11 protein-coding genes are annotated in these 11,161 nt (G+C 70.5%); 9 read left to right on the plus strand and 2 right to left on the minus strand.

Translation table 11 applies throughout. From position 1 onward, the window contains the following. Positions 1-11 precede the first annotated feature (11 nt). Positions 12-1,088, minus strand: a complete 1,077-nt coding sequence (locus tag M0R80_20010) for a polysaccharide biosynthesis/export family protein (GenBank protein MCK9461922.1) — start codon at positions 1,086-1,088, stop codon at positions 12-14. Positions 1,089-1,179: 91 nt separating this feature from the next. Here M0R80_20010 and M0R80_20015 point away from each other — a divergent pair, with 91 nt between their 5' ends. The 4 genes from M0R80_20015 to M0R80_20030 all read left to right on the plus strand — a co-directional run bounded on the left by M0R80_20015 (position 1,180) and on the right by M0R80_20030 (position 4,067). Then, the gene (locus M0R80_20015) at positions 1,180-1,350 is read left to right on the plus strand and encodes a hypothetical protein (GenBank protein ID MCK9461923.1); all 171 of its coding nucleotides are present in this window, start codon (positions 1,180-1,182) and stop codon (positions 1,348-1,350) included. A gap of 87 nt (positions 1,351-1,437) precedes the next feature. Further along, positions 1,438-1,929: a hypothetical protein gene (locus M0R80_20020; GenBank protein MCK9461924.1), complete on the plus strand. Its 492-nt coding sequence runs from the start codon at positions 1,438-1,440 to the stop codon at positions 1,927-1,929. A gap of 66 nt (positions 1,930-1,995) precedes the next feature. After that, complete coding sequence (locus M0R80_20025) at positions 1,996-2,712, plus strand: capsular biosynthesis protein (GenBank protein ID MCK9461925.1); 717 nt, start codon at positions 1,996-1,998, stop codon at positions 2,710-2,712. A 248-nt stretch (positions 2,713-2,960) separates the two neighbouring features. Then, positions 2,961-4,067, plus strand: coding sequence for a hypothetical protein (locus tag M0R80_20030; GenBank protein ID MCK9461926.1), 1,107 nt, complete (start codon positions 2,961-2,963; stop codon positions 4,065-4,067). 190 nt (positions 4,068-4,257) lie between these two features. On the opposite strand, the gene M0R80_20035 is transcribed toward M0R80_20030, so the two are convergent. Further along, complete coding sequence (locus M0R80_20035) at positions 4,258-5,109, minus strand: hypothetical protein (protein ID MCK9461927.1); 852 nt, start codon at positions 5,107-5,109, stop codon at positions 4,258-4,260. Positions 5,110-5,185: 76 nt separating this feature from the next. Here M0R80_20035 and M0R80_20040 point away from each other — a divergent pair, with 76 nt between their 5' ends. The 5 genes from M0R80_20040 to M0R80_20060 all read left to right on the plus strand — a co-directional run. Then, positions 5,186-7,780, plus strand: a complete 2,595-nt coding sequence (locus M0R80_20040; GenBank protein MCK9461928.1) for a sulfatase — start codon at positions 5,186-5,188, stop codon at positions 7,778-7,780. Then, the gene (locus M0R80_20045) at positions 7,770-8,033 is read left to right on the plus strand and encodes a hypothetical protein (GenBank protein MCK9461929.1); all 264 of its coding nucleotides are present in this window, start codon (positions 7,770-7,772) and stop codon (positions 8,031-8,033) included. The genes M0R80_20040 and M0R80_20045 overlap by 11 nt, the downstream gene beginning before the upstream one ends. Before the next feature lie 31 nt (positions 8,034-8,064). Beyond that, positions 8,065-9,876, plus strand: a complete 1,812-nt coding sequence (locus tag M0R80_20050; protein MCK9461930.1) for a CapA family protein — start codon at positions 8,065-8,067, stop codon at positions 9,874-9,876. Between the two features lie 31 nt (positions 9,877-9,907). Next, positions 9,908-10,951 carry a phosphoribosylformylglycinamidine cyclo-ligase gene (gene purM, locus M0R80_20055; GenBank protein MCK9461931.1) on the plus strand — a complete coding sequence of 348 codons (1,044 nt, stop codon included), beginning with the start codon at positions 9,908-9,910 and terminating at the stop codon, positions 10,949-10,951. Continuing rightward, the coding region (locus M0R80_20060) for a phytoene dehydrogenase (GenBank protein MCK9461932.1) at positions 10,948-11,161 on the plus strand (214 nt) is incomplete at its 3' end. The genes purM and M0R80_20060, both read left to right, overlap by 4 nt.

The raw sequence follows: 11,161 nt of genomic DNA on the forward strand, positions 1-11,161 counted from the left end.
TCGTGCTCCTGTCACTCCGCCAGCGCCTTCGACTTGCCGGCGATGTCGAGCGAGGTGTCGGCGCCGGTGAGCAGCGGCAGGATCTGCTGCATGTAGCGGCTGAGCTGCGTGAGCCCGGTCGGCGCCACCACGACCCTGTCGCCGGCGCGCAGGATGATCCGGTCGCCCGTCTCCAGGATGGTGTCGTACTGGAGCGTGTACACGGTCGGCTCCTGCCACGATCCGCGGATCAGCTTGATGCTCCGCTTCCGCGCCTCGACCGGCAGGATGCCGCCGACCTCGGCGATCGCCTGCGCGAGGCTCAGGCGGCCGTTCTCGAGCGGCACCGCGCCCGGCCGCACCACCTCGCCGAGCACGTAGACCTTCTGATCCTTGCCGCTCGGGATGTACACGAGGTCGCCGTCCTGCATGTAGACGTTGCGCGAGGTGTCGCCGCGCAGCAGGAGGTCCGCGAGGTCGATGGGCAGGAGCGACCGGCCGCGCACGAAGTAGCCGCGGTCGATGGCGCCCTCGGGGAGCACCCCCTTGGCGAGGCCGATCGCCTCGAGCAGCCGCGTGTTGCCGTCGACCGGGAACGCGCCCGGCTCCTTCACGAAGCCGAGCACGTAGAACTTCTGCGACTCGTACTTGAGGATGTCGACCGAGAGCTGGGGGTCCACGACGTACTTCCGCAGGTGCTCCTGCAGGACCTCCTGGAACTCCTGCACCGTGTAGCCCGCGGCCTGCACCTTGCCGATGATCGGCACGTAGATGAAGCCGTCCTTCTTGACCACCGTGCCGACGATCCCCTTGTTGAAGTCGCGGATGGAGGAGAGCTCCTCGTGCTCGAGAACGACGATGTTGAGCACGTCGTTCGGGCCGATCTTGTACTCGTCGACCTGCGCCGGGAGCTCGGTCTCGATCTTCTCCACGGTCAGCGCCGCGCTCGACAGGGGGGTTGCCTCCCCGTCCGCCTCCGGATCGGCGTACAGATCCTCGATCTTGCCCTCTTTGCCCTGCGGGTGGGGGCCGCACGCGGGCATCGCCGCCGCGGCGAGCAGTACGGCGGCGCAAGCGGCGCGCCGGAGCTCGAGCACCCTGACCGTCATGGAACGGGACTATTGCATTTCGTTCCGGGGTTTTCAACAATATGGTTCAGAAGACGAATGAGGGAGAGCCCCCACCCTTTGTTGAGCCTCGATGGCTGCGATCTCGACGGCGGTGTTCGACGGCGCGGCTGGTGTGAACGTTCGCAGCGGCATTTTGCATCGTCAGTTAACTTCGTCATTGTGGTCGATTTGGGCGACTTTTACCGGTGCCGCAGCCGAAGCAGCGTGCGATCTCGACCGGGATGATGCAGAAAATGGTTGACTAGTTCCAGAAGAGAGGTAGTTTGTCCGAATCCGAAACAAGTCGTCAGGAACCGCGCCGGGTGCGGTCCATCAAAGGAGTGGGGAGATGAATCGACGTGTATTGTCCTGCGTGTTTTTCGCGGCCGTGATGTCCGTGTTCGCAATCAGCTGCGGTGACGACGACAGCGGCGGGGGCCTCATCACCCTGAGCGCCGTGATCGCGGACCCGTGCCCGGTTGCCCTGGGCGTCACCAACGGCACGATGACCTTCGACTTCTCGGCGCAGCCGCTCGAGATGGCGCAGGCCGACGATCTGCAGACGGTGCTCTACTCGGGCGGGATCGGCCTGACCGTCGCCAGCACCGACACGGGCGTCAGCTACGAGCTGACCGAAGGCACCGCGGTTTCGGACACGCCGAACGCGGTCGGCGAGTACAACGTCGCCGCGGCCGAGGACGGCACCTCCGTCACCGTGACGTTCTACAACAGCTTCGACGGGTACACGATCAACACGTCGAACACGTACACCGCGACGATCACCGTGATCGAGAACGGGTACTTCACGGTCGAGACGTTCACGCGGGGCGTGGCGCTCTAGGCCGGCGGCGCTTGGGGCGCCGTTCGTCGGGGTTCGCAGTCTCGTCCGTTCGACTGTGGAGCGTGCATGTTTTCGTTGTTCATTCGGCGTGACGGCCTCATCGATCCCCCGCCCATGGGCGGGACGGACGCGCACTGCCACGTCCTGCCGGGGATCGACGACGGGCCCAAGGACGAGCACGGCTCGCTCGCCATCGCGCGGCTCCTGTGCGAGATGGGCGTCCATACGGTCGTCGCCACGCCGCACGTGATCTCGGACGTCTACCCGAACTCGACCGACAGGATCGTCGAGGCGGTCGAGAAGCTCAAGCGGCTGCTCTCGGCGTCCGGGCTCGGGATCGAGGTGGTGGCCGGCGCGGAGTACTACGCCGAGCCGGAGCTCGTCGCGCGGATCGAGCGCAGGGATCTGCTCGCGTTCGGCGAGGAGAAGTACGTCCTGTTCGAGTCGCCGGTCGAGCAGGAGCCGATGATCCTCGAGGAGATCGGGTTCCGCCTCCAGTCCGCCGGGTACACGCCGCTGCTCGCGCACGTCGAGCGGTACAGGTACCTGCAGCAGGACCGCGGCCGGGCGGAGCAGCTCCGGCAGACCGGGTTCCGCTTCCAGGTGAACCACCCGTCCTTCCACCTGCCCAAGACGAGCCACCGCGGCGAGATGGCGCGCTGGCTGTACGTCAAGGGGCTCGTCGACGTCCTCGGCACGGACATGCACCGCGCCACGCCCTGGGACAAGCCCTCCCGCTCCGCGGAGAACCGCGTCCGCCCGCGCTCGATCTTCGGGCGGTAGAACACACAGTTCTGTTTCTCCAGCCCGCGCAGATTTTGCGCGGGCAGCGAAGGGTCAACGGGCGCCTTTCTCCGGCGCGAAAGAACCCGCGCAGGATCTGCGCGGGCTGGAGGAAACAGCCGCCCGGGTGCTCGCTAAACCCGCGCAGGATCTGCGCGGGCTGGGGAAGCCCCCCGGCCTCATCCGATGCATCCGTGGCGAAAAAGTGCTCTAATGGTCCCCGCGACTCGCACCGGGAGGGAGCCTCGATGAAGAAGAACGCGTGGGTGTCATTCGTGGGGACGGCCTGCCTTGTCGCTTGGGGCTGCTCGGGCGGCGACGGCCTGAACGAGAACGTCGAGTACACCGACTGGGGGGACGACCTGCCCGAGGCGGGCAACCCGGCCGCGAACTGCCCGGTGCCGGACGAGGCGATGGAGGAGGACGTGAGCGCCCCGGACCACGTGATAGGCGACGGCACGCCCGAGAGCTGCACGAGCGCGGCGGTGGTGGCGGCGGTCGCGCAGGGCGGGGTCATCACGTTCGACTGCGGCCCGGATCCCGTGACCATCGTCATGGAGGAGACCGCCAGGATCTTCAACGACACGGGCCCGGAGATCGTCATCGACGGCGGCTCCAAGGTGATCCTGAGCGGCGCCAACGCGCGGCGCATCCTCTACATGAACACGTGCGACCCGGACCTGGTCTGGACGACCGATCACTGCAACGACCAGGACCACCCGCGGCTCACGGTGCAGAACCTCACGTTCGCGGACGCGGACTCGCGCGGCGAGACCGAGTACGACGGCGGCGGCGCCGTCTGGGTGCGCGGCGGCCGGTTCAAGGCGATCAACTGCCGGTTCTTCCGCAACGTCTGCGCCGACACCGGGCCGGACGTGGGCGGCGCGGGCATCCGCGTGTTCGACCAGTACCAGGATCAAGAGGTGTACGTCGTGCACTCGACGTTCGGCGGGGCCGCGGACTTCGCCAACGCCTGCTCGAACGGCGGCGCGGTGAGCAGCATCGGCGTGTCGTGGACGATCCTGAACAGCGTGCTCTCGGACAACAGGGCGATAGGCTCGGGCGGCAACCCGGCCGTGGACGGACCCGGCGGCGGCAGCGGCGGCGCGATCTACAACGACGGCAACACGATGACGCTCTCCCTGTGCGGCGCCGACATCGAGCGCAACGAGGCGAACGCCTACGGCCCGGCGATCTTCTTCGTGAGCAACAACCACGACGGCACCATCAACATCGAGGACTCGGTCATCCGGGACAACGTCAGCCACAACGGCGACGCGTGGGAGATCCTGCCCGGCATCTCGGGGCACGACGACACCACGGTGAACGTCGACGAGGACTCGATCGTAGAGTAGGGGAGGTCTCGCCTTCGGCCGCGGCGTAGGGTTCCTTCAGACTCTCCCGGCCTTCGGCCGCGCCCCATAGGAGCGCGGTCAGGATGGCAAAGCCCTGCGGGCTTGACTCCGGAGCGGCTTGCCGCGGAGGAGAATCCTGACCGCGGGACTTGTTCCCGCGGTCATCGGGATTCGCTCGGAAGCCCTCTTCTCACCCGCCGAAGTAGAGCCCCAGGTAGCCCACCGCCATCGGCTCCTCGATCATCGACCGCTTGAGCTCGAGCATCGGCTGCACGCCGACGAGCATGCTCGTCGAGACGCGCGCGCCGACGAGCCCGCCGAGGCGGCCTTTGAGCCGGAACCGCCAGGAGACGTCGCCGATCGCGTTCCACGTGGTCCGGTCGACGCCGGCGCGCGGGCGGCTGCGCTGCGCCCGGATCGCGGTGAGCTCGAGCGCCACCGAGTGGCCGCGGGCGACGAGCAGCGTCACCCGGGCCCCGGCCCCGAGCGCGCCCTGCGTGTCCTTGTACACGTCGAACATCCGCAGGAGCAGGTGCGCGTCCAGACGGATCCTCCCGTGCGGCGCGAACGGGAACCACACGCCCGCCTCGCCGCCGATGTCCGCGACGCCGCCCGGGCGCGTCTCGAAGTCGTCGACCCACACGCGGTCCACGCGGTGGGTGAGGAACGCGGTCTCGAAGGAGAGGTGTCGCGCCGCGGCGTAGCGCAGCCCGAGCTCGTGGCCGACGGCGAGCATCGAGAGGTTCCCCCACACGAGCCCGGAGACCTCGTGCCGCCCGAACAGGCCGAGCCGCGCGACGGGCGCGAAGCACCACGTGAAGACGCCGCCGAACGTCCCGGTCGCCTTCGGCAGGGCGCCGGCCGGCACGTAGGCGCCCTGGAGCGCGGCGAGCGCGTCGATCTCCCGGGGCGCGGGGACGTCCGGTCCGGATCGCTCGACCGGCGCGGGCCACGCGTCCGCCTGCGAGGCGAGCGGAGCGCACAGGGCGAAGGCGGCGATCGCCGCGGCGACGCCCCGGGCCGAGGGCCGTTTGTCACGCATCGTCAAGACGAAGGTTTTTCTAACATCGAACGCGGATCTTGTCCTCTTTCCTTTGGGGTTGTCATAGAACGTCCGGATGGTCGACGCGCGCGCCTTCCTCGCGGCGGTGATCGGCGTCGCGGGGCTCGCGCTCGCCGACGGCGTCGCCCGGTTCGTCAGCGGGGACGGGGGGGGGCCGACCTTCTTCGCCGCGCTCGTCGCGCTCGGCGCCGCGCTCGCGCTCGGCGCGGTCGCAGGGCTCGCGCTCTGCGTCGGGCTTTGGGCCGCGACCGCGCTCGGCCCCGCGCGCTCCCTCTTCGCCGGCGTGATCGCCCGGGCCGCCGCCTCCCCGATCCGGGTCGTCGCCGTCGCCCTCGCGGCCTTTCTCGCGCCGCTCGCCGCCGCCGTCCCGCTCCGCGCCCACCTCGCGCCTAACGCGCCGCACGCCGCCGCGACCGCGGACCTCGCGGCGCTCGCCGTCGGCTGGGGGCTCGCGTCGCTTGTCGTGCGCCGCTTCGGAGAGGGCAAGGGGCGCAGGCTCGGCCGTCGAACCGTCGGCTGGGTGTTCGCCGCGATCGCCGTAGTCGGCGTCGGCGTCTCGGCGGCCTTCCGCCCGGAGCTCGACGTGGCCGGCGTGTGGGATCTCGTCCTGCTGGGCGCCCTCGTTCCGGCGTGCTGCGGCGCGGCGCTCCTCCTGCCCAGGCTCGAGCGCAACGTCCGCGCGATCGTGATCACCTGCGCGGCGGGCCTCGTCGCCGGGTTCCTCGCCCTCGCGGCGCTCGACTCGAGCGACCGGCTGCGCGAGGCCGTCGGCGAGGGCTGGCGCCCGGCGAGCTGGGCGATGCGGCTCGCCATGATCGCGACGGACGCGGATCGCGACGGCTTCTCGTCGCGGTTCGGCGGCGGCGACTGCGACGACCGCCGGGACGACGTCAACCCCGAGGCGATCGAGATCCCTGGCAACGGGATCGACGAGAACTGCCGCGACGGCGACTCGGCGCCCGTGGCGCCCTGGCCCGAGAGACCCACCTTCGTGCCGCTTCCGGAGGGCGCCCGCGAGCCGCGCTCCGTGATCCTGCTCAGCGTCGACACGTTCCGCGCGGACCACCTCGGGGTCTACGGGTACGGCCGGCCGACCACGCCGCGGCTGCAGGAGCTCGCCGCGAAGTCCGTCCTGTTCGAGAGGGCGTACTCCTCGGCGCCGACGACGCACCTCTCGCTGCCGGTGCTCCTGACCGGCCGCACGATAGGCGAGATCCCCTGGGACCGCCGCACGAGCCCGTACGGCGTGCTCGACTCCGTGGACACGCTCCCCGAGATCCTCGCGCGGGAGAAGGGGTTTCACACCGCGGTGCTCGTGACGCACCGCTTCCTCACGCCGAAGTGGGGCTGGGACCAGGGTTTTGCCGAGAAGGACGACGCGCTCCTCTACCCCGAGTCGGTGTTCCGGAAGATCTCCACGGGCGACAAGCTCGCCGCGCGGCTGTCGCGGTGGATCGAGCGGCACAAGGACGAGCGGTTCTTCGTGTGGGCGCACCTGATGGACGCCCACGCGAGCTTCCTCAAGCACCCCGAGGGCCCGGACTTCGGCGACGGGGTCCTCGATAGGTACGACAGCGAGATCTGGTACGTGGATCGCACGATCGGCCGGATCGCCGACGCGCTCGAGCGGCTCGGGATCGCGGACGACACCATGCTCGTCGTGACCGGCGATCACGGCGAGCTCTTCGGCGAGCACGGGCGGAGCGGCCACGGCTCGAGCCTGTACGAGGAGGTCGCGCGGATCCCGCTGCTCGTCCGCTCGCCGGGGCTCGGCCCCGCGGTCTCCGCCTGCGTCACCGGCAACGTCGACGTGGCGCCGACGATCCTGAACCTCGTCGGCGTGGACGGCGGCGCGCACGGGATGTCCGGCGCCTCGCTCGTCCCGGACGCCGCGGGCGCACCCTGCCCGGCGGACCGGGAGATCACGGCGGAGATCCGGTACGGGCGCATGAGCGCGCCGGACGTGCGGGGGATCATCGGGCAGCGCTGGAAGCTCGTGTCGAACGTCAAGACCGGCACCTACAAGCTCTTCGACCTCGAGCGCGATTCCGAGGAGACGCGGAGCGTCGCCGCCGAGGAGCGGGAGCGGTTCGACGCCATGAAGCGGCGCCTCCTCGCCTGGACCGACATCTACGCGGATCGGGATCTGCGTGAGGCGACGGCGCAGCTGACGTCGGAGGGCGTGCCCGCGGGCGCGGAGCGGACGGGCGTCGTGTTCGAGAACGGCGTGGAGCTCGTGGCGATCGACCTCGGCGCGCGGCTCGTCAGCCGGGACGCGCCGGCGCACTTCCAGCTCTACTTCCGGACGAAGGGGAGGGTGCGGGAGGAGTGCGTGTTCGTCTTCCAGCTCGCCGACGCGGCCGGCGCCGCCGTGTACGACGCGCGCATGCCGTTCGTGAGCGGCTCGCTGCCTTTGGCGAGGTGGCCGCTCGGCCGCATCGTCAACGACGGGGTCGGCGTCGAGCTGCGCGGCCCGCACAAGCGCGCGAAGCGGATCGAGCCGGGGAGCTACGGCGCGCGGCTCTACCTCGTGTGCGACGGGGGCCGCGTCCTCGCGGAGGAGGGCCCGCGCGACGGCGAGGGGCGGGCGGCGCTCGGCGCGGTCCGCGTGGGCGAGGACGAGAAGCGGAGGAAGCGCGATGCGCGGTGACGGCTCGGCGGGGAACGGCGCTCCCGGGACGGACCCGCGCTCGCGGGCCGCGGCGTGGATCGCGATATTGGCGCTCGCCGTCGGGCTGTGGGCAGCGTTCTTCGCCGTCGACGCGTGGGCGGGCCTCACGTTCGCGCGGCCGGAGCTCGGCGCTCTCCTCGCCGGCGCGATCGAGCTCGCGCTGTTCGCGCTCGCGTTCGTCGTCGCGCCCCCGCTCTCTCGCCTCGTCGAGTTCGCCCTGCGGCGGCGTTGACCGGCGCGGGGTCGGGTGCTACCAAAGTCGAATGAAGAAGATATCTCCCTGGATCGCCGCGTTCACCATCGCGGCGGCGATCGCGCCCGGCTCGGCGGACGCGGCCGGGAAGAGCTACACCATGTTCGCGGGCGGCGACGTCAACCTCGGCCGCTGGGTGCCGCAGAAGATCTCCGAGGTGGGCCCGAAGTGGGCGTTCGAGGCGGTCTCGGATCTCACGTCCGGAGCCGACGTCGCGATCGTGAACCTCGAGTGCGTCGTGTCCACGCGGGGCCGCTTCTGGGACAAGGGCGAGCACCGGCCGTTCCTGTACCGCGCGCGCCCCGAGCTGCTCGACGTGCTCGCCGAGGCCGGGATCGACGTCGTGACCGTGGCGAACAACCACGCCATGGACTTCGGCCCGGACGCGCTGCTCGAGGAGCTCGAGCTGCTCGAGGCGACCGGCATCGCCGGCGCCGGCGCCGGGAAGAACGCCGAGGCCGCGGCGCAGCCGACCTACGTCAAGGTGGGCGACCTCGTCGTCGCGTTCATCGCGCTCGAGACCGAGTTCCCGGTCTTCGCGGCCACGGACGACAGGCCGGGAATCTTCCACGCCCTGGTGGTCGCGCCCGCGCTCGAGGCGCTCGAGAAGCCCGTCGCCGAGGCGCGCGAGCACGCGGACCTCGTCGTGTTCTCCCCGCACTGGGGGGACAACTGGACCGAGCGGCCGACCGTGGAGATTAAGGAGCTGGCGCACGCGGTGATCGACCTCGGCGTCGACGGCGTGCTCGGCCACTCGGCGCACCACATCCACGGCGTGGAGGTCTACAAGGGGAAGCCTATCATCTACGACATGGGCTCGCTGTTCTTCGACACGATCGGCCAAGGGAGGATGCGGTACAGCGCCGGCTACGTGCTGGAGTTCGACGCGCGCGGGTTCTCGAAGGTCACCATCCACCCGTTCCTCCTCCAGTCGAACCGGACCGAGCGCGCGGACGGGGCGGCGTGGGAGAAGATCAAGGAGCTCCTGACGACGCTGAGCGCCGAGCTCGATCCGAAGGTTCCGCTCGCGGTCGAGGGAAGGACCCTGGTGCTGCGCCTCCAGCCGGAAAAGCGCCCGCACGCGCGCAAGTCCGATCCCGAGAAGGTGCACGCCGCGGGCTCGTCGCGGACGGTCCCCGAGCCGTTCCGATCGCGCAAGACCGACGTCGTGCTCGCGTCGGAGCCCGGGTGGGCCGCGAAGTTCGCGGACGTGGAGCTGGACAACGGAGTCGTCATCCTCGGCGGGCGGAGCTCGGACGCCGTCAGGCCGCGCAACGCGTTCGTCGCCGAGATCGCGCTCGAGGTGTCCGGCACGCCCGAGGGCGGCCGGTGGGAGGCGACGATCAAGGCCGTTCAGCGCGGCGGCGACGGGCGCTTCGTGTGGTCGCACCCGATCGCGGACGGCACGTGGATCACGGCGCTCTGGGAGAAGGGGCAGATCGTCGTCGACCGCACGCTCGTGCGCTCCACGGGCAAGGTCGAGGGCGTGTACGATCTCTCCTGGCGCATGGAGAACCTGAAGACGCGCAAGTTCGCCCGCCCGGTCGACGCGGCCAAGGGCGACGACGACGGGTTCGTCCGGATCGGCGAGATCGAGCTCAAGCGCAAGGGCATCCCGGACGGCCCCGCGGGTGTCGCCTGGGACGGGTGGCTGCCCAAGAGCGAGGAGTTCGACCCCGAGAGGTTCGAGGAGGCCCTCGAGGCCGACGCCGCGCTGTCCCCCCTCGCGATCGCGGGGATCGCCGCCTCGGCCGTGCTCGCCCTCGCGATCGGGATCTTCCTCGTCGTCCGCGTGCGGCGCAGGAGAGGCCGATCCCGTTGACGACCGACCGGTCGTGAACTACCGTCCCGGCATGTCGAACATCACCTACAAGGAAGCCGGAGTGGACATCGACGCGGGCGACGAGCTCGTCGACCGGATCGGTCCCGCCGTGAAGCGCACGATGCGGCCCGAGGTGCTCGCCGGTGTGGGCGGCTTCGCGTCGCTCGTCGCGCTGCCGAAGGGCTACAAGGAGCCGCTGCTCGTCGCTGGCACGGACGGCGTCGGCACCAAGCTGAAGATCGCGTTCGCGATGAACGACCACCGCACGATCGGCATCGACCTCGTCGCGATGTGCGCGAACGACGTGCTCGCGGTGGGCGGCGAGCCGCTGTTCTTCCTCGACTACTACGGCTGCAGCAAGCTGGATCCCAAGGCCGCGGCCGAGGTCGTCGCCGGGATCGCGGACGGGTGCCTGCAGGCGGGCGCCGCGCTCGTCGGCGGCGAGACCGCCGAGCTCCCGGGGTTCTACAACCCGGGGGAGTACGACCTCGCGGGCTTCCTCGTCGGGGTCGTCGAGAGGTCCGAGATCCTGACCGGCGCCGGCGTCGCCGCCGGGGACGCGGTGATAGGCCTCATGTCGAGCGGCCTCCACTCGAACGGCTACTCCCTGGCGCGGGCGATTGTCGAGCGGAGCGGCGTTTCCCTCGGGGACACGCCGGCCGGCTTCGAGACGACCCTCGGCCGCGCGCTGCTCGTGCCGACCGTCATCTACGTCAAGCCGGTGATCGCGCTGCGGCGCGAGCTGCGCGTCAAGGCGCTCGCGCACATCACCGGCGGCGGGCTCCTCGAGAATATCCCGCGGACGCTCCCGGACGGCCTCGGGGTCCGCCTGCGGGCGGGGTGGCCCGTGGCGCCGATCTTCCCTTGGCTCGCGGAGCAGGGGCCGGTCGCGCCGATCGAGATGCAACGCACGCTCAACATGGGGATCGGCATGACGGCCGTCGTGGCGCCGGCGGACGCGGATCGCGCGGTCGCGGCGCTCGGCCGTCTCGGTGTCGGCGCCCGGATCATCGGCGAGATCGTCCCCGTGTCGGGGGACGCCGCCCGCGTCGTCGTGGAGGGAGCCATCCTGTGACCGGCAGCTACTACGACGTAGTAGTGATGGGCATGGAATTGGGTCCGCTCGCCGCCGGCGCGCTCCTCGCGCGGCGGGGGTTTCGCGTCCTCGTCTTGGGAGGGGGCGCGCCGTTCGACAGGTACTCCTGCTACGGGTACAGGTTCTCGCGCCGCCCGTTCCTCCTCACGGCCGCGCACTCCCAGGCCATCCGGCGCGTGTTCGAGGAGC

Source organism: Pseudomonadota bacterium (genome assembly GCA_023229365.1).
In the GTDB taxonomy this organism is placed as follows: domain Bacteria; phylum Myxococcota_A; class Polyangia; order JAAYKL01; family JAAYKL01; genus JALNZK01.

Coding starts and splice junctions, on each gene's coding strand:
- M0R80_20010 (MCK9461922.1), bottom strand. CDS start 1,088: ATGACGGTCAGGGTGCTCGAGCTCCGGCGCGCCGCTTGCGCCGCCGTA.
- M0R80_20015 (MCK9461923.1), top strand. CDS start 1,180: ATGGCTGCGATCTCGACGGCGGTGTTCGACGGCGCGGCTGGTGTGAAC.
- M0R80_20020 (MCK9461924.1), top strand. CDS start 1,438: ATGAATCGACGTGTATTGTCCTGCGTGTTTTTCGCGGCCGTGATGTCC.
- M0R80_20025 (MCK9461925.1), top strand. CDS start 1,996: ATGTTTTCGTTGTTCATTCGGCGTGACGGCCTCATCGATCCCCCGCCC.
- M0R80_20030 (MCK9461926.1), top strand. CDS start 2,961: ATGAAGAAGAACGCGTGGGTGTCATTCGTGGGGACGGCCTGCCTTGTC.
- M0R80_20035 (MCK9461927.1), bottom strand. CDS start 5,109: ATGCGTGACAAACGGCCCTCGGCCCGGGGCGTCGCCGCGGCGATCGCC.
- M0R80_20040 (MCK9461928.1), top strand. CDS start 5,186: ATGGTCGACGCGCGCGCCTTCCTCGCGGCGGTGATCGGCGTCGCGGGG.
- M0R80_20045 (MCK9461929.1), top strand. CDS start 7,770: ATGCGCGGTGACGGCTCGGCGGGGAACGGCGCTCCCGGGACGGACCCG.
- M0R80_20050 (MCK9461930.1), top strand. CDS start 8,065: ATGAAGAAGATATCTCCCTGGATCGCCGCGTTCACCATCGCGGCGGCG.
- purM (MCK9461931.1), top strand. CDS start 9,908: ATGTCGAACATCACCTACAAGGAAGCCGGAGTGGACATCGACGCGGGC.